22 protein-coding genes are annotated in these 21,546 nt (G+C 59.4%); 3 read left to right on the top strand and 19 right to left on the bottom strand.

All coding sequences use genetic code 11. The features are described 5' to 3' along the window. Positions 1 to 21: 21 nt before the first annotated feature. The 4 genes from LOY36_RS10805 to LOY36_RS10790 all read right to left on the bottom strand — a co-directional run bounded on the left by LOY36_RS10805 (position 22) and on the right by LOY36_RS10790 (position 2,433). A complete protein-coding gene (locus LOY36_RS10805; RefSeq protein ID WP_258673410.1) occupies positions 22 to 459 on the bottom strand; it encodes a DUF3995 domain-containing protein in 438 nt (145 codons plus the stop codon). A gap of 163 nt (positions 460 to 622) precedes the next feature. Beyond that, positions 623 to 1,639 (bottom strand): ABC transporter substrate-binding protein, encoded by a 1,017-nt coding sequence (locus tag LOY36_RS10800; protein ID WP_258673407.1) that lies wholly within the window; start codon positions 1,637 to 1,639, stop codon positions 623 to 625. Between the two features lie 120 nt (positions 1,640 to 1,759). Further along, the gene (locus LOY36_RS10795) at positions 1,760 to 1,963 is read right to left on the bottom strand and encodes a hypothetical protein (protein WP_007935975.1); all 204 of its coding nucleotides are present in this window, start codon (positions 1,961 to 1,963) and stop codon (positions 1,760 to 1,762) included. Further along, positions 1,963 to 2,433, bottom strand: coding sequence for a hypothetical protein (locus tag LOY36_RS10790; protein WP_008035847.1), 471 nt, complete (start codon positions 2,431 to 2,433; stop codon positions 1,963 to 1,965). Before LOY36_RS10790 ends, LOY36_RS10795 begins: the two co-directional genes overlap by 1 nt. 410 nt (positions 2,434 to 2,843) lie before the next feature. Here LOY36_RS10790 and LOY36_RS10785 point away from each other — a divergent pair, with 410 nt between their 5' ends. Further along, the gene (locus LOY36_RS10785) at positions 2,844 to 3,092 is read left to right on the top strand and encodes a hypothetical protein (protein WP_081628227.1); all 249 of its coding nucleotides are present in this window, start codon (positions 2,844 to 2,846) and stop codon (positions 3,090 to 3,092) included. 159 nt (positions 3,093 to 3,251) lie between these two features. After that, on the top strand, positions 3,252 to 3,482 hold the full coding sequence (locus LOY36_RS10780; RefSeq protein WP_019649270.1) for a hypothetical protein: 231 nt from the start codon (positions 3,252 to 3,254) through the stop codon (positions 3,480 to 3,482). An 89-nt stretch (positions 3,483 to 3,571) separates the two neighbouring features. On the opposite strand, the gene LOY36_RS10775 is transcribed toward LOY36_RS10780, so the two are convergent. Together LOY36_RS10775 and LOY36_RS10770 are read right to left on the bottom strand one after the other, a co-directional pair. Continuing rightward, positions 3,572 to 4,150 carry a hypothetical protein gene (locus LOY36_RS10775; RefSeq protein ID WP_258673403.1) on the bottom strand — a complete coding sequence of 193 codons (579 nt, stop codon included), beginning with the start codon at positions 4,148 to 4,150 and terminating at the stop codon, positions 3,572 to 3,574. Continuing rightward, on the bottom strand, positions 4,143 to 4,775 hold the full coding sequence (locus LOY36_RS10770; RefSeq protein WP_258673400.1) for a hypothetical protein: 633 nt from the start codon (positions 4,773 to 4,775) through the stop codon (positions 4,143 to 4,145). Before LOY36_RS10770 ends, LOY36_RS10775 begins: the two co-directional genes overlap by 8 nt. A 344-nt stretch (positions 4,776 to 5,119) precedes the next feature. Between LOY36_RS10770 and LOY36_RS10765 the strand changes: the two genes are divergently transcribed. Continuing rightward, positions 5,120 to 5,359 (top strand): DUF2789 domain-containing protein, encoded by a 240-nt coding sequence (locus LOY36_RS10765; RefSeq protein ID WP_019649273.1) that lies wholly within the window; start codon positions 5,120 to 5,122, stop codon positions 5,357 to 5,359. Between the two features lie 27 nt (positions 5,360 to 5,386). On the opposite strand, the gene LOY36_RS10760 is transcribed toward LOY36_RS10765, so the two are convergent. From LOY36_RS10760 to iolE, 13 genes are all read right to left on the bottom strand, one after another. Further along, on the bottom strand, positions 5,387 to 6,610 hold the full coding sequence (locus tag LOY36_RS10760) for a methyl-accepting chemotaxis protein (RefSeq protein ID WP_408981119.1): 1,224 nt from the start codon (positions 6,608 to 6,610) through the stop codon (positions 5,387 to 5,389). Between the two features lie 632 nt (positions 6,611 to 7,242). After that, positions 7,243 to 7,647, bottom strand: a complete 405-nt coding sequence (locus LOY36_RS10755; protein ID WP_007935965.1) for a TraR/DksA C4-type zinc finger protein — start codon at positions 7,645 to 7,647, stop codon at positions 7,243 to 7,245. Between the two features lie 326 nt (positions 7,648 to 7,973). Beyond that, positions 7,974 to 8,996: an ABC transporter permease gene (locus LOY36_RS10750; protein WP_018928024.1), complete on the bottom strand. Its 1,023-nt coding sequence runs from the start codon at positions 8,994 to 8,996 to the stop codon at positions 7,974 to 7,976. A gap of 57 nt (positions 8,997 to 9,053) precedes the next feature. Continuing rightward, on the bottom strand, positions 9,054 to 10,619 hold the full coding sequence (locus LOY36_RS10745) for a sugar ABC transporter ATP-binding protein (RefSeq protein ID WP_258673394.1): 1,566 nt from the start codon (positions 10,617 to 10,619) through the stop codon (positions 9,054 to 9,056). Positions 10,620 to 10,688: 69 nt separating this feature from the next. Continuing rightward, on the bottom strand, positions 10,689 to 11,615 hold the full coding sequence (locus tag LOY36_RS10740; protein ID WP_019649275.1) for a sugar ABC transporter substrate-binding protein: 927 nt from the start codon (positions 11,613 to 11,615) through the stop codon (positions 10,689 to 10,691). A 367-nt stretch (positions 11,616 to 11,982) separates the two neighbouring features. Then, the gene (locus LOY36_RS10735; protein ID WP_258673391.1) at positions 11,983 to 13,035 is read right to left on the bottom strand and encodes a Gfo/Idh/MocA family protein; all 1,053 of its coding nucleotides are present in this window, start codon (positions 13,033 to 13,035) and stop codon (positions 11,983 to 11,985) included. Positions 13,036 to 13,250: 215 nt separating this feature from the next. Next, positions 13,251 to 14,111 carry a sugar phosphate isomerase/epimerase family protein gene (locus LOY36_RS10730; protein ID WP_007939382.1) on the bottom strand — a complete coding sequence of 287 codons (861 nt, stop codon included), beginning with the start codon at positions 14,109 to 14,111 and terminating at the stop codon, positions 13,251 to 13,253. Between the two features lie 169 nt (positions 14,112 to 14,280). Beyond that, positions 14,281 to 15,306: a Gfo/Idh/MocA family protein gene (locus tag LOY36_RS10725; protein ID WP_019649278.1), complete on the bottom strand. Its 1,026-nt coding sequence runs from the start codon at positions 15,304 to 15,306 to the stop codon at positions 14,281 to 14,283. A 31-nt stretch (positions 15,307 to 15,337) separates the two neighbouring features. After that, entirely contained in the window at positions 15,338 to 17,269 is a 1,932-nt protein-coding gene (gene iolD / locus LOY36_RS10720; RefSeq protein WP_258673388.1) for a 3D-(3,5/4)-trihydroxycyclohexane-1,2-dione acylhydrolase (decyclizing), read from the bottom strand. 31 nt (positions 17,270 to 17,300) lie between these two features. Further along, the gene (locus LOY36_RS10715) at positions 17,301 to 18,122 is read right to left on the bottom strand and encodes a TIM barrel protein (RefSeq protein WP_258673386.1); all 822 of its coding nucleotides are present in this window, start codon (positions 18,120 to 18,122) and stop codon (positions 17,301 to 17,303) included. A 26-nt stretch (positions 18,123 to 18,148) separates the two neighbouring features. Then, positions 18,149 to 19,651 (bottom strand): CoA-acylating methylmalonate-semialdehyde dehydrogenase, encoded by a 1,503-nt coding sequence (locus LOY36_RS10710; RefSeq protein ID WP_258673384.1) that lies wholly within the window; start codon positions 19,649 to 19,651, stop codon positions 18,149 to 18,151. Between the two features lie 30 nt (positions 19,652 to 19,681). Beyond that, entirely contained in the window at positions 19,682 to 20,491 is an 810-nt protein-coding gene (gene iolB, locus LOY36_RS10705) for a 5-deoxy-glucuronate isomerase (protein ID WP_258673382.1), read from the bottom strand. Beyond that, on the bottom strand, positions 20,488 to 21,381 hold the full coding sequence (gene iolE / locus LOY36_RS10700; protein ID WP_258673380.1) for a myo-inosose-2 dehydratase: 894 nt from the start codon (positions 21,379 to 21,381) through the stop codon (positions 20,488 to 20,490). Before iolE ends, iolB begins: the two co-directional genes overlap by 4 nt. Positions 21,382 to 21,546 lie beyond the last annotated feature (165 nt).

Here is a 21,546-nt window from a genome sequence, read left to right as displayed (position 1 = left end):
AAAAGATCTTGCTTGCCCGAATCAAATCCAGGCCACTGCCAGCAACCCGGCCCCCAACACCACGCACAACGGCGAATACGCCCAAGTGTCGAGCCGGGCAAACTTCGAATCCTTGACCTGCTTGAAGAACCCCACCAGATTCGAATCACCGATCGCCCGAGCGAACATCAGCAGCGCAATCGCGCTAATCACCCATTGCAACGACCAGTGATGCACCGTGGGCAGATACAGTCCGACCCGCAGGCACACCAGCATCGCAATCAGCAGCAAACCCACCGCCACCAGCAGCGTGCCAAAGCCCGATGGCTTGAACGCCGGCCTTGATGCCTCACCACCCTCCCCGGGTACTCTCGGTATCACCGCCTCGCTACCCCACTGGCCACCCGCCGCCCAATACAAGTGGATCAAGCTGATGACCAGAAAGATTGCAGCAATCCATTGCGCGACCAAAAGACTCATATTCAGACGTCCCGTGTGAAATGTTGCAGCAGAATGAACTTCCTTGTGCGATTTTAAAAGCGCCCCGTAGGAGCTGGCGAAGCCTGCGATCTTTTGATTTTGCTTCCAACGGCAAAATCAAAAGATCGCAGGCTTCTACGAGATCTATGTACACCCGAGCAGTTTATTTCAGCTGGGCAGCGACTTTATCCGCCACATCCTTGGGCACCCAGGCCTGCCACACCTGCGGGTTCGCCTTCATGAACGCCTCGGCCGCTTGACGTGGCGGAGTGTGTTTTTCACTCATCTGCGCCAAGGCCTTGTTCAACGCTTCGATCGGTAAATCGACCTTGCTGAAGAACTCGGTGAGCTGCGGGTACTGTTTCTGGAACGGCGCGGACACGCCGATGGACAGCTTCGAGGGCAGTGAGCGAGTCGGCTTCGGATTAGGATTGTCGGCCTCGGTCAGGGTTTTCCAGGCTTCAGCGTCGAATGGCGGTTCTTGCAGTTGAATCAGCTTGAAACGGCCGAGCAATGGCGTCGGTGACCAGTAATAGAACAGGACTGGTTTGCCGCGACGAATCGACGAACTGATCTCTGCGTCCAGCGCCGCCCCCGAACCACTGCGAAAGTTCACGTAGCTGTCGTTCAGCCCATAGGCCTTGAGCTTCTGCTTGTTGACCACCTCCGACGTCCAGCCGATCGGGCTGTTCAGGAAGCGCCCCTTGCTCGGGGTTTCCGGGTCTTTGAACACATCCTTGTAGCGCGGCAGATCACTGACACTGCGCAGCCCCGGCGCCAGCGGCTTGATGCCCTTGGCCGGGTCGCCCTTGATCACGTATTCCGGCACCCACCAGCCCTCGGTCGCGCCCTTGACCGTATCGCCCAGGCTCGCGACTTTGCCCTCGGCCTCAGCCTTGACCCAGACCGGACTGCGGCCCGCCCACTCTTCGCCAATGACCTGAATGTCATTGTTGGCCAAGGCGGTTTCCAGGGTAATGGTCGTTCCGGGCAAGGTATCGGTCGGCAAGCCGTAGCCCTGCTCGACGATGATCCGCAGAATCTCGGTGATCAGGCTGCCACTTTCCCAATTCAGGTCGGCAAAGTGAATCGGTGCCTGGGCAGCGAATACCGGAACGGGTGAAACCAACAAGCCGAACGTGGCCAGGGTAGCGGCCAGTAACCGTCGTAATCCCTTCATGCTCTTGCACCTCGTGCTGTTCACAGCAATAGCAGGATGGCCTGACAAATGAAGACCGCAAGCCTCTGAATACTCAGTCAACTGACTGTAGTAGAGGTTTCTGCTTTCGAGGGGCGAGGATTATTTTTCGGAAGGTTCCTGCAAGCGCGCAAGCTCTCTTCTGACCATGCTGGCGTACGCCGCCGGGCGCAACATATAAATCTGTGACGCTACCCAACTCAGCCAGGCTCCCTGCAGAACGGCCTTTTCAGCCAACAGGCGCTGGGCCTCGGCGTGTGCACTGGCCTGGTTCTGCTCATGGAAATCGGCGCGGGTCTGGGTCATTACTCGCTGGCCTTGAAGGTCACCAGTTCGCCTTTGCGCCACTTGGCGGCCTTGGCAGTCACGGCTTTCAGTGTCTTGGTCAGGCCTTCCTGCAATTGTTGGTGGGCCGCAAACACCATCACCACGCTATGACCTTCCTTGAACACAATGCCGTGGCCGTCCGCGGTGGTCACGAACGCGTAATCCCCCAGCCCGTATACCGTCAATTTGATTTCGCGGAACTTGATGTCCAGTTTTCCGCCTTCGCGGCTGGGCAATACGGAAGCGCTGAAATGATCGCCGACCTTGAGTTTCAGCCCGGGCTTGTCGTCCACCACCAGTGCCGATTCGGTGTCGATCTCGGCAATGTAAATGCCTTCAGCGTTCTGTTCGGTGATGTAGACGAAACGTGACTGAAACTGTTTAACCAGCTTTGCGCGCAAATCACCCAGTACGAACAAAGCATGCATATCGAGATTACTTACTGCCAAGGAAACATCCCCACATCTGAAAATGATGCCGCACGCAGGAAACGCGCACAGCAGAAAAAAGCGGCAATGCCGAGGTTTAACCAAATGACCCGGGTCGTAATCCTGGAACGAGCAGAGGGCTCATTCATCGCGAGGTTTGGGAAGATTACTGGAACATCCCCCGCTTCGTCTTGCCTGGCGGTCGTCAGAGGTTGAAGGAAAACGCCCTTCTGACGGCCAGAAAAACCGGACCACCAACTTTAGGGAAAAATCTCTTTAAAAAAAGCACTTTTCCGACATATCGCCAGTAAAAAATTGCTTTAGATGGGCAGCAATCGCCAACCAGTGATAGCGATTCTAGAGCAGCCATGCTCACCGAGACTACCCAAAACAACGTACGCACGTCGGTAAAACCACGAAAAGGACTTCATATGTGCACACTGACTCACTTCGCCCAGCCTCACACACACCACACAAACGGCTCGTCACTTCTGCAATCGATAATACTCCGTCAGCAGGATTTCCACCCTGAGGCGCATCCACTCCCGCGTTTTCAGGTGGTATTGGCCGGCAACGCCTTTTTCCATATCAGGGAAATATCCACCGGACGTGTCAGAGGTTTCCGCGCCGACCATAACGAAGCCTGCGCCCTTGCCCGCTCACTCGAGTCGCGCAACTGACGCACCCTGCGGCATTCACTTCTGTAGACGTTTCGTCACGCCGGCGACTTAACTCAGCCGCCGGCAGGCAACTGCTGCCATACTGCCCGCCCCATGAAACCCGTCCCCAGGGCGGACGGCGCTCACTACAACATAATATTTCAAAGGGAAGACTGCTACGTGACGGAATTTGATATCGGTGAATTTTTTATCCGGGGCGAAGCCAGAGAGGTCGACGGCGAATTCCAGGCAGTCATTATCATGCGCGCCAAACCGCCGTTGACCACGGTGTCGTATCACCAGGTTGAAAAGGATCGCTGGTTCAAGACGGCGGAAGTCGCGACGATTGCCGCCCAGGAATCCGCCAAAGCCCTGAAGCTTGCCGTCGATGAGGGTGCGTTGAAGACCTGAGATGGGAGTGACTGAGCAGGGTCAGGCCTGAGAGTGTTTTGCGGCGTGCCAGCCTTGTACAGATAGCACGCCTTTGTCTCGACAACCGGTCAGATCAGCTTGCGCTTGACCGCTTCATCCAGCGTGCTCTGGGTCAGGTGTTTGAGTACCGCATCCCCACGTTCATTGAACGGCAAGCCGACAATCAGCAGAATCTGCATCCAGGTGCGAGTGCTTTCCTGCTTGACGATTTTGCCCAGCATGTTGCCTTCCCGGTCCTTGAACACGGTTTCCAGCGTGAAGGTGTTGCTGTACGTAGTCGGGATCACGAAGAACGTGAAGCCTGTGAGCCAGGCGCTCGCGATATTGCCCTGCTCGTTATTGGTCAACGTACTCGTCACGTACAGGTTCGAGTCGACCTTGTCTGTGGTCACGCTTTTGAACTGTCCGGATTCCTTGAAGGTTCCCAGCATGTGCTGTTCCACCAACGCCGCATTGCCGACGCCACCCGACAGCTCACCGTTGAACTGCTGCTGAGTGGTCACGTGCAGATAAGCACTGGGCTTGTCTTGCCTGGCCTGCGCTGGCGGCCACTGGTCCACTTGGGCCAACTCATGCTGGGAATAGGAAATGCAGCCGGTCAGGGTGCTGCCGACCAAAAGCAGTAAAACCAGAAGATACTTATTCATGTGCAGCCAGTTCCTTTGACGGTGTACGCAGTTGAGGGGTGGCACTGGCTAACAGTTGAGCGATCAGATCGCGCAACTGCGAACCGCCCAGACGCGGATTGAGGTAGTCGGCGTTCCACATACCGACATTCTTGTCGAGCTTGACCTGCTCGACCGATCTGGCCAGTTGCTTGCCTTGGCGGTCTTCGATGATCAGTTCGCCGGCGAGGTCGTATTTGTCGACGTAAATTGGTCCGTCGACCCAGATCCAGATAGTCAACGTCACCAGCGCGCCAGGAATGTAAGCCGGGTGCATGGTGCGCTTGCCTGCCAGTGAGGTCAGGTTGAACTTGAGCACCACGTCGTCTTCGCCCGCCTTGGCCGGGAACACCACAACTCGCTTGAAGTAATCGCTTTTATCGATATAGGCGCTGACCTGCTCGGTCAGTTGCCGGCTGCCGTCGACGCGCACCTTGTCGTCCAGCTCGGGGGCGGAAATCACCACGTCGCGGATCTCGGCGCTGCGATCGAGAGTGGTCGGTGCGGGGCTCAGAGGTTCGCCGATAGGGCCTAGCGGCGTGAAAGACACACAGCCGGTCAACGACAGGCCAAGTGCGATGACCATCAGATAAACAAGACGCTTCACTGCTTACATCCTTTTCATGCGGAATCGGGGGGCGCGTCGGCTTGAAAGAAATCGCGCAAGGGATGGGCAGATCAGCACCGCAAGGCGCTAAACCTGGGGAGCGAGTGACGACGACATCCATGTACGGACTCTTTGAATGGCGACTTGATGACGCCAAAAAAACGCGACGGCATCGTAATCGCTGGAACAGAGGCAGGCAATAGCTTATTGCCATCATTGGTGGCGAATCTGGAGGAAGCTGCTAAACCCTTATCGAACTCTTGGCGCGCGGGCCCCTCGGATGCAATGAAGCCGCACCTCAGACCTCACGCCCGAGGCGATTGATTATCTGCAAGGAGATGAAGATGGATTCACCCACACATGACTTGAAAGGCTTGTTCGACCAGCTCGGCCTGGACTCCAGCGAAAAGGCCATCGACGATTTCATTGCCCTGCATTCACCGTTGCTCAATAACCAGAAACTCATCGATGCCGAGTTCTGGACCCCGCAACAAGCCGGCTTCCTCAAGGAACAACTGCGTGAAGACGCCGATTGGGCGCACGTGGTCGACGACCTGAACCTGCGCATGCACCAGATCCACTAGCCCGCATTCCTCTGTAGGAGAGCGGCCTCAGCGAGGTTTTTGCGGTTTGTAACCCAGGCGCAAACCACCCCAATGCCGGCCCTTGAGCATGATCGGCACCGAGAGGTCGTGCATCAGTTCACCGGTGTCGCGGGTGTAGGTCTGCAACAGTACGGCCTGCTGGTGGCTGCCACAGCGAATTCCGGTGCGGTCGGCGAACTTGCGCTTGGTGCGGTTTTGCAGGGTATCGACTTGCACGTCGCCGGTCAGTGGCTGGCTGAACACGGTGTTGTGGGTCGGCACGTACCCCTGCGGCGTGCAGGCAATGGCGAACACCAGGCCTTCGTGACGCGGCAGCAACGGTTCCTGAATCGCCGGCAAGACCTGATCGGTGTAACGGTCGAAGCGGGTCTGGTATTTGACCGGGCTGGTGTTGGGGATCGTCTGGTAATTGCGATCAAACAGGTCGTCGAGGCTGATCCGGCCCTGGTCGATATCCGCCTCGAAACGCGCCGCAATCTGACTCGCCCCTTCGCGGGCCAAGTCGTAAATCCGCTGGTGATAGTCATCCAGCCCGACTTCGGCGAGACGTTCGCTGATGGTTTCGGCCTGCCCTTCCATTTGCACCGCCGCCTGGGCCAGGCGCTGGGTTTGCTGGTCACTGATCGCCAGGTCGCTGCGCATTTGTTCGATGGCGTGAAACAGGCTGTCGAGTTGTTCGCGATTGGTGTCCGCGCCCTGAGCGATTTCCCCGACCTGCCTTTCGACGCCGGCGGCCAGGCGCGCGATGTTTTCCAGGTGCTGCCCCGTGTGCTCGACCTGCGCAACGCCAGTATTCAGATCGCTGGCCAGCTGACGAATCTGCTCCACCACTTGCGCCGTGCGTTGTTGAATGTCAGCGACCATCTCCCCGACTTCGCCGGTCGCCGTCGCCGTGCGCGCAGCCAGGCCACGAACCTCATCGGCCACCACCGCAAACCCGCGACCGTGTTCCCCGGCCCGCGCCGCTTCGATGGCTGCGTTCAACGCCAACAGATTGGTCTGACTGGCGATGGACTGGATCACCAGCGTGACCCGCTGGATATCGTCACTGCGCAGGCTCAGGGCTTCGATCAGCTCGCGGCTGCTGCTGGCACGCTGACTGAGTTGATGCATGCGCGCGATGGACTCGATCAGTTCCGTACGCCCTGCCGCGCTGCTCTGATGGGCTTCGCTCGCCGCGCTCAAGGCTTCCCGGCTGAGTGTCGAGGTAGCCTGTTCGGTGGCGATCATCACTTCAGCGCTGCTGACAATCTGTGCTGCGGCGCCGAGTTGCGATTGCAGTTTGTCGGCCAGTTGCTTGACCGAAAAGGCCACGCCGGCGGCGGACAAAGCGTTATGGCTGGTGGTGTAGGAAAGATCGCGAGTCAAACCGGCGATAGCGCTGGCGTTGTCAGCCGGGGTTGCCTGCGGCAGCGTGCGCGAACGCAGGCGTGGCAGCCAGATAATCAGCACAGTCAATGGCAGGCCAAGGTAAAGCGACCAGCCAGCCAATGCCATGCCACACAGCAAGAGCATCAGGGCGATGCTTTGCAGGGTCGGCGTGAGCCACTGGTTTTTAGGCAAAAGTACGGCTGCGGGCACTGCCCCAGCCAGAGACCCGTCTCGCGTCATCGTTTGTCACCCCAGGCATCTTCTAATTGTTGTATCCGCATTAAACGCCACCACAAGGCCATTATCTATGGTCCGTTAGTAGTGGGGGGTTGCAGCAGATCAATAGAAGTGCATGGGTGTTTTCGCAGACGTCGAAAAGCAAAGATCGCAGCCTTCGGCAGCTCCTGCACGGGTTCACATAAACCTGTAGGAGCTGCCGAAGGCTGCGATCTTTTCAAGGCAGCCAGCTATTAACTGGCTGCCTCACAGAATCAGGCCTGACGCTGGTGCTTGTCGATCTGCTCGTGACGTTCTTGAGCTTCGATGCAGTACTTGGTGGTCGGGCTGATCAGCAGACGCTTGAGGCCAATTGGCTCGCCGCTGTCATCGCACCAGCCGAAGCTGTCTTCCTTGATGCGTTCCAGGGCCTGTTCCAACTGAGGCAGCATGCGCTGGTCGCGATCGATCGCGTTCACCAGCCAGGTGCGCTCTTCTTCGACAGAAGCCGCGTCAGCCGGATCGGCCGGGGTGTCCAGGCTCTCGATGGCGATGCGATTCTGTTCGATGCGCTCATGGGTTTCGACTTTCATGTTCTGCAACAGCTCAGAGAAAAAAGCATGTTGCTCGGCATTCATGTAGTCATCCGCCGGCATGGCCAGCAACTTGTCCTTTGTCATTGATATCTCTATAAAAAAACGTGCATTAAGGCGAATTAGGGAGCGTTCCGTTGAGCCTTGTGCGGTCATTGGAACGGCGCCGTTTATTCCAAGCGCCACCCGGCACTCAATTTACGAGGGGCGGCAGTCTAAGGCCGACTTGAGGCCTCAGCAACTGAAAAGACAGCAAATCTGTCCGACAAAGCCTTGAAAGTGCTCTATGGCGAGCTTTGAGGCGCTTATCGGAGTGCGTTTATAGCAAGAAATTCAGTCCAGCGGCTGTATATAGAAGACAAACGGCTGCGCCACGCGGGTCAGGCGTGGCGCAGTTTCGTCTTTCGTGTGGCTTAGCGCTTGAGTTTGCGCTTGTTGCGGTACTGGTCGATGACCACCGCCACCACAATAATCAGCCCCTTGATGATGTCTTGAATATAAGCATCAACACCGACAAAGGTAAAGCCGCTGGCCATGACCCCGAGAATCAATGCGCCGATCACGGTGCCGGTGATGCGCCCTACGCCACCGGCCAGACTGGTGCCGCCGATGACCGCCGCGGCAATCGCGTCCAGTTCATAAGACATGCCCATCCCGGCCTGCCCGGTCGCGGCCCGTGCCGACGCCACCACCCCGGCCAGGCCGGCAAGCAACCCGGCGATGCTGTAGACGATCACCAGATGCCGCTTGACGTTGATCCCGGAGGTACGCGCCGCCTGCATGTTGCCGCCAATGGCGTAGGTGTATTTGCCGTACTTGGTGTAGCGCAGGGCAATGTGAAAGATCACTGCCACCACCAGAAAGATGATCACCGGCATCGCGCCATGTCCAATGGCCGTGTAGGAATCCGAGAGCATGCTCACCGGCTGACCTTCGGTGTAGTAGCGCGCCAGGCCACGCGCCGAGACCATCATGCCGAGGGTGGCAATGAACGGTGGAATCCCGGTGATCGCAATGATGCTGCCGTTGATCGCCCCCGCCAGCAATCCCACCCCCAGCCCAGTGATCACTGGAATCCACACCGGCAAGTCGGTCAGGGACGGAAACACCGCCCGGGCAAAGTCCGAGGTCTGGGCCAGGCTGGCGGCAATCATCGCCGACAGCGCCAGCACCGAACCGGAGGACAGGTCGATACCGGTGGTGATGATGACCTGGGTCACCCCGATCGCCAGCAGGCCGATGATCGACACTTGCAGAATCATCAGCACCAGACGCTGAGAGTTCATCAGGAAGCTCTGGTCCCGCACGATCCAGCCGAACAACTCGAAGACCAGGCCGATGCCGATCAGCACCAGGAAGATACTCAACTCGGTCGGAAAGCGCCGGCGACTCTTCACCGGTGCCATTGCAGGCTTGTTTTCCAGTATCGCGTTCATAACCACTCACCCTTCTATTGCGTCATCGGCGACAGCCATGGCCACCGCCGGCATCCATTAGTGAACCGCGGACATGCCCGAGGCCAGTTGCATCACTCGTTCCTGGGTCGCTTCGCTGCGGTCGAGGGTGCCCATCAGGTCGCCCTCGTGCATGACCATGACCCGGTCGCTCATGCCCAGCACTTCCGGCAGCTCCGAGGAAATCATGATCACCGCCATGCCTTCGCTGGCCAGGTACGAGATCAGCCGGTAGATCTCGGCCTTGGCGCCGACATCGATGCCCCGGGTCGGCTCGTCGAGAATCAGGATTCGCGGGTTGGTCATCAGCCAGCGCGCCAGCAACGCCTTCTGCTGATTACCGCCGGACAAGGTATCGATGCACTGCTCCAGCGACGGCGTTTTCACCCGCAGCTTCTTGCACATGTCTTCACACAACGCGCGCAGGGCTTTCTGCTGGATGAAGCCGTTGCCGACGTAATGGGGCAATACCGCCATTTCCATGTTTTCCAGCACCGACAGGCACGGGAACAGGCCGCTGAGCTTGCGATCTTCGGTCAACAACGCGAAGCCCTTCTCGATGGCCATGTGCGGATCAGTGATGCGCACCACTTCGCCGTCGAGCCGGATCTCGCCACCGTCACTCGGTGTGATGCCGAAAATCGCCTCGGCGACATTGGTCCGCCCCGAGCCCATCAACCCGGCAATGCCCAGGATCTCGCCGGCATGCAGGTCGAAGGAGACATCCTTGAAGCTGCCGTCCAGCTTGAGGTCGCGTACCGACAGCAACAGATCGCCGATCGGCTTCTCGCGCACCGGGAACAACTGGCTCAGCTCGCGGCCGACCATCATCGAGATCAGGCTGTCGCCATCCATGCTGTCGGCCCGTTGCAGGCCGATGTAGGCGCCGTCGCGGAACACCGCCACTTCATCGGCGATGCTGAACACTTCGTTCATTTTGTGAGTGATGTAGATGATGCCTTTGCCCTGGCTCTTGAGGTCGGCAATGATCGAGAACAGGTGGGCGACTTCCTTATCGGTGATGGCCGAAGTCGGTTCGTCCATGATCAGGATGTCGGAGTCGTAGGACACCGCCTTGGCGATCTCGACCATCTGCCGTTCGGCGATGCTCAGGTTGCCCACCTGCTCTTCAGGGTCGAGATTGATCCGCAGACGCTCCAGCAGCTTGGCGGTGCAGCGGTGCATTTCGCGGTGATCGATCATGTGCAGGCCGTTGAGCTGCTCGCGACCGATCCAGATGTTCTCGGCGATGCTCATGTGCGGCATCAGGTTGAGTTCCTGGTGGATCATCGCGATCCCGGCCTGGAGCGCAGCCAGTGGCGTTTCGAAGACCACCGGCTTACCCCGCAGGCGCAACTCGCCGGCATCCGGCTGGTAGATGCCGGCAATGATTTTCATCAGGGTGGATTTGCCGGCGCCGTTTTCGCCCATCAGCGCCAGCACGGAGCCGGGACGCACCCGCAGCTGTACGTCGGACAAGGCCACCACACCGGGAAAACCCTTGCTGACGTTGATGATCTCCAGCAGGTACGGCTCATCGACAGGTGTTGCGGTTGGCTGGATACCCACCAACGGGGTGCTCGAAGCAGTCGCTGAAGCGAACATGATCAGGTACTCCATCAGCAAGGTCGCGTCGCAACCTTGCGTGCTTATTGTTGTTATCGAACGGACGGACTATTTGAACTGGTCAACGTTTTGCAAAGTGATCAAGCGATACGGCACCCACACGGCCTGTTCGACCGGCTCGTTCCTGGCCATTTTCACCGCCGTGTCGATCGAGCCGTCGGCCTGACCCTTGGCGTCCTGGAACACCGAAACCAGCAGAGAGCCCTTCTTCACCGCGTTCAAGCCGTCGGGCGTACCGTCGACACCGGCGATCAGCACACTGCCTTTGGCGACACCCGCCTGTTGCAGGGCCATGGCCGCGCCAATCGCCATCTCGTCGTTGTTGGAGACGACCGCGTCGAACTTGCGGCCCTGGGTCAGCCAGTCGTTGACCAGGGTCATGCCCTTGTCTCGCGACCAGATGCCGCTCTGCTCTTGCTCGATCTTGATGTTCGGGTACTTGGTCAGCACCTCTTTTACGCCCTTGGTGCGGTTAGTGGTGGAGTTGTTGGCCAAATCACCGAGCAGAATCACGATGTCGCCCTTGCCGCCCATTTTTTCGGCCAGGTACTGCATCTGCATCTGGCCGGCCTCCAGATCGTTGGAGGCAACAGTGACCACGCCTTTGGGCAGGTTCAGGTCATCGGGACGGCGATTGACGTACACCAGCGGAATGCCGGCCTTGACCGCCGCTTCGGTAATTTTCTTGGTGGCGGCGGTATCCACCGGGTTGACCACAATGGCATCGACTTTCTGGCTGATGAAGCTTTCTACCTGGCTCAACTGCCTGACTACGTCGCTGCGCGCATCTTCGAACTGCAGCTTGACGCCATCAGGATAGGACTTGGCTTTGGTGTCCATGGATTCGCGCAGGTAGGTCAGCCAGGTGTCGTCGAACTGCGCCATGCTGACGCCGATCTTCATGTCAGCGAGTGCGGCACCGCTGGCGAGCATCAGGGACAAGGCGAGTGAGGCGAAACGGGTCTTGGTCTTCATGAAAGGTCTTTCTCCACATTCTTGTTGGTTTTTATGGATAAGGCGTGACGATTTCAGTGAGCGGGCAAGCGGACAATCGGCGCACCCGGAATGCAGCAGACCAGGGCGCCCTTGCGTTCGACGCAAAGCAAGCGAGAGATGGAATGAAACGAGACGCGAGGCAGGTCGCGAGAGAGGTGCAGCGCGGAACGTAAAGCCTGCAGAGCAGAGTTGAAGGTTTTCATCGACGGTACCTGGCTTTGTTTCTTGTTTTTGGTGCGCCCTTCACTCGTTCAAGGCCTGCTTGAGCGTGATCGGACGTTGATAGTCGGCAACCTGGAAACGACTTTATTGGAAAATAATTTCTATATCAACTCATTTTAGAATTTTATTCTGATTTTGTTCCATGGCTTTCAAATGGGCTCAACGCCACCACTTGATGGCGCTCGAAACTGAGCCGCGCAGCGTCTAGCACGCGGGTAGTCGCCAGTGCATCACGGGGCTCGACCGGCAGTGGGCCACCGCTCTGTAACGCGGTTTGTAGCTGCAAATAGAACTGGTTCCAGCAGCCTCGTTCGGACGGCACCCGCTCGCGCACCTCGCCTTGCTCGAACCAGCCCCAGCGACGATGCTCTTCGACACCCCAGCGCTCACCCTCGGATTTGGGCGTGAGCCCGGCCAGAGTCGATGCCTCTTGCCCGTCCAGACCGTCGACGCTGTAGCAGCCCTGGGTGCCGGTCACGCGAAAACGCGGGCCGGGGGTGTTTTGCAGGCAACTGCCACTCAGATGCGAGATCACGCCACTGGCATGAGTCAGGGACATAAAGAAGCCGTTGTCGAAGGTCTGGCCTTTTTCGAGGTAATCCAGTTCGGCGTAAACCCGGGTGACGGGGCCGAATAACAGCAGCGCCTGATCCACCAGATGGCTGCCCAGATCACGCAGGAAACCGCCGCCGCTGCCATTGTTCACCGACTGTGGCGAGTAGCGTTCGATCCGTGACTCGAAACGGGTGACCTGGCCCAGGGCACCGGACTCGATGAGTTTGCGCACGGTGAGGAAATCCGAGTCCCAGCGTCGGTTTTGGTAGACGCTCAAATGCACGCCCTGACGCTCGGCCATGGTGATCAGGGTTTGCGCCTGTTGCGTATCGGCGGCGAACGGCTTGTCGCTGACCACCGCCACCCCATGTTCGATGGCGTCGAGCACCAACGCCGGACGACCTTTGAGCGGCGTGGACACCACCAGCACATCAATCCCGGCTTCGACCAGTTGGCCAATGCTGTCGAAGGCCGGCACACCGGGATGTTCCGTGGCCAGCAGTTGTCGGCGTTCGGTGGAACGGGTGACCACGCCCACAAACGTCGCCGCCGGCAAACTGCTGATCAGCGGAGCATGGAAAAACCGGCCGCCATGGCCGTAACCGACAAGTCCGATACGCATGAAAGTATTCTCCTTATAGAACGCGGCCCCTGTGGGAGCGGGCTTGTGTGGCGAGGGGGCTTGCCCCCGTTGGGGCGCGAAGCACCCCTAAAACCAATCACCGCGTTATTGAATTTAGAAAGCAGTGACTGGTTTACGACTGCTTCGCAGTCGAACGGGGGCAAGCCCCCTCGCCACACAAGCCCGCTCCCACAGGTTTTTTGTGTATGCCGCGGTTATTGGCAGAGTTCGCGGGTCACGCGTTCGAGCATCATTCGGTTGGACTCGTCCGGCCGGTCTTCCCAGGCGAATACCGAGACGGTGGCGATGCCATCGAACTTGATCTCGCGCAAGGTGCCGAAAAACGCTTCCCAGTCCACCTCGCCCTGGCCGATGTCCAGGTGCTGATGCACGGTGGCGGTGACGCCCGGCGGGTTGACGATGTAGCGCAAGCCTGAGGATGCCTTGTGGTTGTAGGTGTCGGCGATGATCAAATGACTCAGTTTCGAGCCGGCGTATTTGAGCATCGAGGCGATGTCACCCACGCCATCGTCATAGAAAAACGTGTGCGGCGCGGCGTAGAGATAGTTGATCCAGTCGCGGTCCAGACCGCGAATGATGTCCACCGACTCGTTGTTGCGCTCGCAGAAATCATAAGGATGGGCCTGGATATCGAGCTTGATGCCTTCGCGTTCGAACTCGGGGATCAGTTCGTCCATAGAACGCATGAACTGGTTCTCGCAGACCAATGGGTTGTCCGACTGGCCGGTGAACTCGGTGTTGACCAGCTCGCAGTCCATCTCCACGGCAATCTGGATCGCCCGCTTCCAGTTGCGCACGGCGGCCACGCGCAAACCTTCATCGGCGGCGGCCCAGTGGTACATCGGTAATAAAGAAGAGAGTTTGACCCCGGTGTCGCTCAGGGCTTTGCGAAATTCCTTGATCCGCGCCTTGTCGACCCGCGGGGCTTTGTAGAACGGCAGAAAATCTTCCCGGGGCGACAGCTCGATATGTTCGTAACCGAGCTCGGCGACCTTGTCGACCATTTTGCCCAGGGACAGGTTGCGGTACATGTAGGGGTCTAGTGCGATGCGCATTTTTTCTCCTTAACCAGAGTCGACGACGTCCCCTGTAGGAGCTGCCGAAGGCTGCGATCTTTTGATCTTGATTCTAAAAAGCAAAGTCAAAAGATCGCAGCCTTCGGCAGCTCCTACATAATCGCTGACACCGATTTCAGGGTGAGTGTCAGCGGGGCCGGGGTTGGTTTTAGCCGTAGAAGCGTGGGCGATCCGGTAGGCCGACTTTGACGATCTGGCCGCTGTTCTGCGCCTCGATGCAGGCATCCGCAGCGACGGCGGCGGCGAAACCGTCCCACGCCGACGGCCCGCCGACCTGCCCGGCGCGCACGCCATCGATGAACGCCTGCAACTCGACGTCGTACGCGGCGATGAACCGGTCCTTCCAGTCCATCAGAATCGCATTGGACAGTTTCGCTCCGCTGCGCAGCTGAACCTGCGACGGCTCCGGCAGTTTGGCGATGCCTGTCTCCCCTACCACTTCGCACTGGATGTCGTAGCCGTACTGGCAGTTGACGAATACTTCCACGTCGATGCGCGTGCCCTTGGCGGTTTCCAGCAACACGATCTGCGGGTCTTTCAAATGGGCGTGGGCCTTGCTGGTCTTGCGCGGGAACACCACTTGCACCGACACATAGTCGTCGTCGAGCAACCAGCGCAACACGTCCAGCTCATGGATCAGCGTGTCGGTGATCGCCATGTCGGTCTTATAGTTTTCACCCACGGTCGGGTTGCGGTGTGCGCAGTGCAGCATCAGCGGCTCGCCGATCTGGCCACTGTCGATCACCGATTTCAATGCCCGATAACCTTCATCGTATGGGCGCATGAAACCAACCTGCACCAGTCGCTTGCCGTGGGCCACTTCGGCCTCGACAATCTTGCGGCAGCCTTCGGCGGTGACCGCCAGCGGTTTCTCGCAGAACACCGGTTTGCCCGCCGCAATCGCCGCCAGCACGAACTCTTCGTGGCTCGGGCCCCAGGAGGTGACGAGGATTGCGTCGACGTCCGGTGCCTTGATCAGCGCGAGGCCATCAGGATAGACCTCGGCGGTCAGCTTCAGATCGGAGACGACCTTGGCCGCTTGCTGCAAATTGATGTCGGTGACCGCGACAACCTGACTGTTGAGCAAGGTCTGGCTGCAACGACGGATATGGTCCTGGCCGATGGCCCCGGTGCCGATGACGCCAATGCGCAACGAATTGGAAAGCGAAGACATATAAACACTCCTGTTGTTCGTTTCAGGGCAATCAGTATTGACGGGCCTTGGCCAATCGTTCGTTGAGGGTCTTGGCCACTGCGTCAGTGCGTGCGCTGGTGGAGACTTGCGCCACGCCGACCCGCCACCACGACAGGTATTTGTGAATCATGGTTTTGGGCAGGACCTTGATGTCGATCAGCGTCGACACCGTCTGCAACCGCGCATCGGCCAACGCGGCTTGCAGCTCCTCGACGGTGTTGACCTTGTAGGTCTTGCAGCCGTAAGCCGCCGCGCTCATGGCGAAATCCACCGGCACGAAACCGCCATCGAGCTTGCCGGTTTCAGGATTGCGGAACCGGAACTCGGTGCCGAAGCTGTCCATGCCGTGTTCCATTTGCAGGTTGTTGATGCAGCCGAAGGTCATGTTGTCCAGCAGCACCACGTTGATCTTGCGGCGCTCCTGGATCGAGGTCGCCAACTCCGAGTGCAGCATCATGTAGGAGCCGTCGCCCACCAGCGCATAGACCTCGCGCTCAGGCTCGGCGAGCTTCACCCCCAGTGCGGCGTTCACCTCATAACCCATGCACGAATAACCGTACTCGACGTGGTAGGTGTTCACACCCTTGCTGCGCCAACTGCGCTGCAAGTCGCCGGGCAGGCTGCCGGCGGCGGCGACGATCACCGCATCATCGGCCAGGGTTTCATTGAGCACACCGAGCACCCGGCTCTGGGTCAGGCAGGAACCGGTCAGCTCGATGAATTCGCGCAGCACCGCCGGGTCCAGGTGATCGTTGATTTCCGGGACGAAGTCCTGAGTCTGGTACTCGACCTGATAGAGGCGGTCGACTTCCTCGTCCAGCTGCGCCCGGGCCTGTCGGGGTTGATCGCCCCAGCCGGAGCGATAGTCGCCCAACACAGCGGCCAAGGCGTTCAAGCCGGTTCTGGCGTCCGCCAGCAGTTGCACGCCATCGAGTTTCAGGGCGTCGCAAGGGCTGATGTTGAGGTTGAGAAATTGCACGTCCGGGTGTTTGAACAAGGATTTCGACGCGGTGGTGAAATCGCTGTAGCGGGTGCCGACGCCGATGATCAAGTCAGCGTCCGTGGCCAACAGATTCGCCGCCAGGCAACCGGTTTCGCCGATCCCTCCGACGTTCAGTGGATGGCTCGACACCACCGCGCTCTTGCCGGCCTGGGTTTCGGCGAAAGGAATATCAAAGCGCTCGGCAAAGGCCTGCAACGCTGCATTGGCACCGGAATACTTGACCCCGCCGCCGCAGATGATCAGCGGTTTGCGCTTGCCTTTGAACAGCGCCACGGCATCGCCGAGCATCGCTTCGGTGGCCGGACGGCGCTCGATGCGGTGCACGCGTTTTTGCAGGAAGTAATCGGGATAGTCGTACGCCTCGGCCTGCACGTCTTGCGGCAGGGCCAGGGTGACGGCGCCGGTTTCGGCGGGGTCGGTGAGCACGCGCATGGCGTGGATCGCCGCGGTCATCAGTTGCTCGGGACGGTTGATCCGGTCCCAGTATTTGCTCACGGCCTTGAACGCATCATTGGTGCTGATGCTCAGGTCGTGGAACTGCTCGATCTGTTGCAACACCGGGTCTGGTTGGCGGCAGGCGTAGACGTCGCCGGGCAACAGCAGCAAGGGAATACGGTTGGCGGTGGCCGTCGCGGCAGCAGTCAGCATGTTCGCCGCGCCCGGGCCCACCGATGAAGAGCAGGCGTAGATCTTGCGCCGCAGGTGTTGCTTGGCAAAACCAATGGCCGCGTGGGCCATGCCTTGCTCGTTGCGGCCCTGATGGACGATCAGGTCGCCGCTGTCCTGTTCCAGGGCTTGCCCCAGACCCAGCACATTGCCGTGGCCAAAAATGGTAAAGATCCCGGCGACGAATTTGCTCTGGACCCCATCGACCTCGATGTACTGGTTATCGAGGAATTTCACCAGGGCCTGGGCCATGGTCAGTCTTGTTGTGGTCATGCTTGCACCTTTTCCGTATGCAAATCCGATGTCAGCTCAGGGATTTCTGCAGGTGATCCATGCTCGCGCCGATCGCCGTCTGGATATCCGCCAGGCCATGGACGCTGTCGGCAAACGGTTCGAACGACAGGTAGCCGCTATAGCCGCTACTGAGCAAGGTGTCGATCTGCGCCGCATTGCCGAGGATGTCGCCCTCGCCCACCAGCACCCGATGGCCGTCACGAATGGTCGCCAGTGGCGCCTCGGCATCTTCGACGCCAGAGATGTGCACCAGCCCGGTCAGCTCAGGGAAGAATTCATGCTCGCTGGCCAGGTGATGGTGGAAGGTGTCATGCACCAGACGGAACACATCCAGCCCACCGATGGCCTTGATCGCATCGACTGCCGTGCGTTTGCGCCGCAGCGAGCATTCTTCGAAACCCAGCGGTTCGATGAAGCCGAGAATGCCGTGATCGCGCAGGATCGGTGCCAGTTCACTCAGCGCCGTGCGCAGGCCAGACGCACGCTGCGCTTCGGTTCGTGGATCGGCGCGGTCGTTCAATGGGCACATCACCAAGCCCCGTGCGCCACAGGCACGGGCATAAGCGGCAAGCTTCAGGGCGTGTGCGCGGCGCTCGTCATTCCAGACATCGAACGGATACAGCGCGTTGATCGACAGCACAGTGATGCCTTTGGCCGCGCACAGCTCACGGACGTGTTCGGGTGCGGTGCCATCCTCGATCTCGACGCCTTTGAGGTCGTTGCGAATCTCGATGGCGTCGGCCTTGAGGGTCACCGCCAACTCGATGAACGCCGGCAGGGACAAACGTGGGGCGACCATACGGTTCAAGGCGAAACGCAGGGGTTTGCTCATTTTTTGTTGTTCTCCGCTCACGTGAATTATTTGGCTGTCGGCATGCTGAATTCAGGGCCCTTGGCGATGCTGTCGGGCCAGCGCTGCATCACGCTTTTGTAGCGGCTGTAGAAGCGAATGCCTTCTTCGCCATAAGCGTGGTGATCACCGAACAGCGAGCGCTTCCAGCCGCCGAACGAGTGCCAGGCCATGGGCACCGGAATCGGTACGTTGATGCCGACCATGCCGACCTTGATGCTGCGGGCAAACGAACGGGCAATGCCGCCATCGCTGGTGAAACAGGACACGCCGTTGCCGAATTCATGGGCGTTGATCAGCGCCACGGCGCTGGCGAAGTCCGGCACACGCACAATGCCCAGCACCGGTCCAAAGATCTCTTGCTGGTAAATGCTCATCTCGGTCGTGACCTTGTCGAACAACGTGGCGCCGACGAAGAAGCCGTTCTCGGCGCCCGGCACCTTGAAGTTGCGCCCATCGACAATCAGCTGCGCGCCCTGGGCCACGCCTTCGCCGATAAAGCCCTCGACCTTTGCCTTGTGTTCGGCGGTCACCAGCGGCCCCATGTCGCTGTCGCCCTGCATGCCGTTGCCGACCTTCAATTGATCGATGCGCGGCAGCAGTTTGGCAATCAACTGGTCGCCGACATCGCCCACGGCCACGGCAATCGAAATCGCCATGCAGCGCTCACCGGCCGAGCCGTAAGCCGCGCCGATCAGCGCATCCGCCGCCTGATCCAGATCGGCATCGGGCATGACGATCATGTGGTTCTTCGCCCCGCCCAGCGCCTGTACACGCTTGCCGCGCGAGGTGGCTTGCTGGTGGATGTACTCGGCAATCGGCGTCGAGCCGACAAAGGAAATCGCCTCGACGTCCGGGTGTTGCAGCAAGGCATCGACCGCACTCTTGTCGCCCTGGACCACGTTGAACACACCGTCCGGCAACCCGGCTTCGGTGAGCAAACGAGCCATCAACAAACTGGCGGATGGATCACGTTCAGACGGTTTGAGGATGAAGCAGTTGCCGGTGACCAGTGCCAGCGGGATCATCCACAGCGGCACCATTACCGGGAAGTTGAACGGTGTGACCCCGGCGCAGACGCCCAATGGCTGACGCAGGTTCCAGTTGTCGATGCCACCGCCGATGTTGTCGCTGAAATCGGTTTTCAGCAGGTTCGGCGCACCGCAGGCGTATTCGACGATTTCGATGCCACGGGTCACTTCGCCCTTGGCGTCGGAGAACACCTTGCCGTGTTCGCGGCTGATGATTTCGGCCAGTTCGTTGTGATGGCGGTCGAGCAATTCCTTGAACTTGAACATCACCCGCGAACGGCGCAGGGACGATTGCTCGGACCAGGCCGGGAACGCCTTCATGGCCGAAGCGACGGCCTCGTCCACGGTCTTCTGGCTGGCCAGCCCGACCCGCGCCTGAACGCTGCCGGTGGCCGGATTGAAGACATTGCTGAACCGCTCGCTACCGCTGTCCTGCAGCTGACCGTCGATGTAATGGCCTATGACCGGGGCGTCGCTCATTATTCTTGTTCTCCCTTTGAATGTTGGAATTTAGAGATCCAGTAGCCAGCTGTGCTGCGGATCGTTATGGAACTGCCAGACGCGTTTCGGGCCGGCCATCACGTTCAGGTAATACGACTCATAGCCGTAGGGCACGCTGACCGGGTGATAACCCTTGGGCACCACCACCAGGTCGCTGTTTTCCACCGCCATGGCCTGATCGATACTGCGATCGTCGGTGTAGACCCGCTGGAACACGAAACCCTGGGGCGGGTTGATCTGGTGGTAATAGGTTTCTTCGAGAAAACTCTGGTGCGGCAGATCGTCGGTGTCGTGCTTGTGCGGCGGGTAGCTCGACGAGTGACCGGACGGCGTACGCACTTCCACCACCAGCAGCGAATGGGCGGGCTCGGTGTCCGGCAAGATGTCGCAGACATAACGGGTGTTGGCCCCCTTGCCGCGCACGCTGCGTTTCATGCTGTCGGGTTTGATCAGCCGTGCGCCGAGGTTTTCGGCGGTCGAACCGGGCGCCGCGCAAACGGCGATTTGCACGTCGCTCAGCGCCACCACCTGGGCTTGGCTGCCGGGCGGCAAATACACGGCGAACGGTGATTTGTCTTCGAACACCGACTGACGATCGCCGATGTTGTCCCAGTCGAACGCGCCCTGCTCTGGCGCTTCGCCCTTGATGCCGACCCGACCGCTGAGCAGCACCAGGCACAGCTCCTTGTCACCCGCGCTGACCGGCAAGGTTTCGCCGAGACTCAGGCGGTAAGCCGCGAAGCCGACATATTCCAGCTCCCCCTGCCCCAGCTCGACCATGGTCCGTCCGCGGGCATTGCTCTTGACCAACAGGCTCATCGCGCGGTCCTCTCGTCGAGCAAGGCACGCAAGGTGTCGTAGCCTTTTTTGGCGTAGACGTAACTTGGTGCCACCGCCGGATCTTGCTCGGCTTCCACCACCAGCCAGCCGTGGTAGTCGGCGCCCAGCAATACGTCGAGCAATGCGCTGAAGTCAATGTCGCCATCGCCGGGCACGGTGAAGGTGCCGTTGATGATGCAGTCCGGGAAGCTCCAAAGATTGTTGCGCGCCAGTTGCACCACCGGTTTGCGCACATCCTTGAAATGCACGTGGCAGACCCGTTCGATGTGTTTGCGCAATACCTGCAACGGCTCGCCGCCGCCCATGTAGCAGTGGCCCGAATCGAACAGCAGGCCGACTTCGCTGCCGGTCAATGCCATCAGTTTGTCGATGTCGGCCGGGGATTCGACGTAGGCGCCCATATGGTGGTGATACGCCAGACGCACGCCCTGGGACAGGGTGAAACGCGCCAGTTCAGTGAGTTTGTCGGCGTATTCTTGCCAGGCCTGTTCGGTGTGGAAACGCGGGCGCTCGACCAGTGGAATGCGCTGACCTTGAATGGAGTCGGCGACTTCGCCGTAGACCAGCACTTTGGCGCCGTTCTTCGCCAGCAGCTCGACATGGCTGCCGATGGCGTCGATTTCCTCGGCCACGGAACGGCGGGCCAGACGGCTGGAATACCAGCCGGAGACCAGCGCCAGGTCGTAAGGCCGCAGCACATCGCCGACGCCCTTGGCGTCCTTGGGGAACTTGCCGTTGAGTTCGAAGCCTTCGTAGCCAATGTCCTTGCCTTCGCTGAGGGCGGTGCTCAACGGCGTTTCACCACCGAGGGACGGCAGGTCGTCGTTGCTCCAGGAGATCGGGTTGATGCCAATTCGGATAGCGGGCATGGCTGCACCTTTTATTGTTTTCTCAAAAATGTTCAACCGATCACCTGTGGCGAGGGAGCTTGCTCCCGCTGGACTGCGAAGCAGTCCCGAATCAACCAGCCCGGTGTATCAGGTAAACCGCATTCACAGGTTTGCGACTGCTTCGCAGCCGAGCGGGAGCAAGCT

Origin of the sequence: Pseudomonas sp. B21-019, assembly GCF_024749225.1 — a bacterium.
Classification (GTDB): domain Bacteria; phylum Pseudomonadota; class Gammaproteobacteria; order Pseudomonadales; family Pseudomonadaceae; genus Aquipseudomonas.
The sequence above is the reverse complement of the archived record's forward strand: the minus strand, read 5'-3'. Positions and strand labels throughout refer to the sequence as shown.

Excerpts from the sequence above, each read along its gene's own strand:
- LOY36_RS10805 (WP_258673410.1), bottom strand. The coding sequence starts at position 459 with ATGAGTCTTTTGGTCGCGCAATGGATTGCTGCAATCTTTCTGGTCATC.
- LOY36_RS10800 (WP_258673407.1), bottom strand. The coding sequence starts at position 1,639 with ATGAAGGGATTACGACGGTTACTGGCCGCTACCCTGGCCACGTTCGGC.
- LOY36_RS10795 (WP_007935975.1), bottom strand. The coding sequence starts at position 1,963 with ATGACCCAGACCCGCGCCGATTTCCATGAGCAGAACCAGGCCAGTGCA.
- LOY36_RS10785 (WP_081628227.1), top strand. The coding sequence starts at position 2,844 with ATGTGCACACTGACTCACTTCGCCCAGCCTCACACACACCACACAAAC.
- LOY36_RS10775 (WP_258673403.1), bottom strand. The coding sequence starts at position 4,150 with ATGAATAAGTATCTTCTGGTTTTACTGCTTTTGGTCGGCAGCACCCTG.
- LOY36_RS10765 (WP_019649273.1), top strand. The coding sequence starts at position 5,120 with ATGGATTCACCCACACATGACTTGAAAGGCTTGTTCGACCAGCTCGGC.
- LOY36_RS10760 (WP_408981119.1), bottom strand. The coding sequence starts at position 6,610 with ATGATCGCCACCGAACAGGCTACCTCGACACTCAGCCGGGAAGCCTTG.
- LOY36_RS10755 (WP_007935965.1), bottom strand. The coding sequence starts at position 7,647 with ATGACAAAGGACAAGTTGCTGGCCATGCCGGCGGATGACTACATGAAT.
- LOY36_RS10750 (WP_018928024.1), bottom strand. The coding sequence starts at position 8,996 with ATGAACGCGATACTGGAAAACAAGCCTGCAATGGCACCGGTGAAGAGT.
- LOY36_RS10745 (WP_258673394.1), bottom strand. The coding sequence starts at position 10,619 with ATGTTCGCTTCAGCGACTGCTTCGAGCACCCCGTTGGTGGGTATCCAG.
- LOY36_RS10740 (WP_019649275.1), bottom strand. The coding sequence starts at position 11,615 with ATGAAGACCAAGACCCGTTTCGCCTCACTCGCCTTGTCCCTGATGCTC.
- LOY36_RS10735 (WP_258673391.1), bottom strand. The coding sequence starts at position 13,035 with ATGCGTATCGGACTTGTCGGTTACGGCCATGGCGGCCGGTTTTTCCAT.
- LOY36_RS10730 (WP_007939382.1), bottom strand. The coding sequence starts at position 14,111 with ATGCGCATCGCACTAGACCCCTACATGTACCGCAACCTGTCCCTGGGC.
- LOY36_RS10725 (WP_019649278.1), bottom strand. The coding sequence starts at position 15,306 with ATGTCTTCGCTTTCCAATTCGTTGCGCATTGGCGTCATCGGCACCGGG.
- iolD (WP_258673388.1), bottom strand. The coding sequence starts at position 17,269 with ATGACCACAACAAGACTGACCATGGCCCAGGCCCTGGTGAAATTCCTC.
- LOY36_RS10715 (WP_258673386.1), bottom strand. The coding sequence starts at position 18,122 with ATGAGCAAACCCCTGCGTTTCGCCTTGAACCGTATGGTCGCCCCACGT.
- LOY36_RS10710 (WP_258673384.1), bottom strand. The coding sequence starts at position 19,651 with ATGAGCGACGCCCCGGTCATAGGCCATTACATCGACGGTCAGCTGCAG.
- iolB (WP_258673382.1), bottom strand. The coding sequence starts at position 20,491 with ATGAGCCTGTTGGTCAAGAGCAATGCCCGCGGACGGACCATGGTCGAG.
- iolE (WP_258673380.1), bottom strand. The coding sequence starts at position 21,381 with ATGCCCGCTATCCGAATTGGCATCAACCCGATCTCCTGGAGCAACGAC.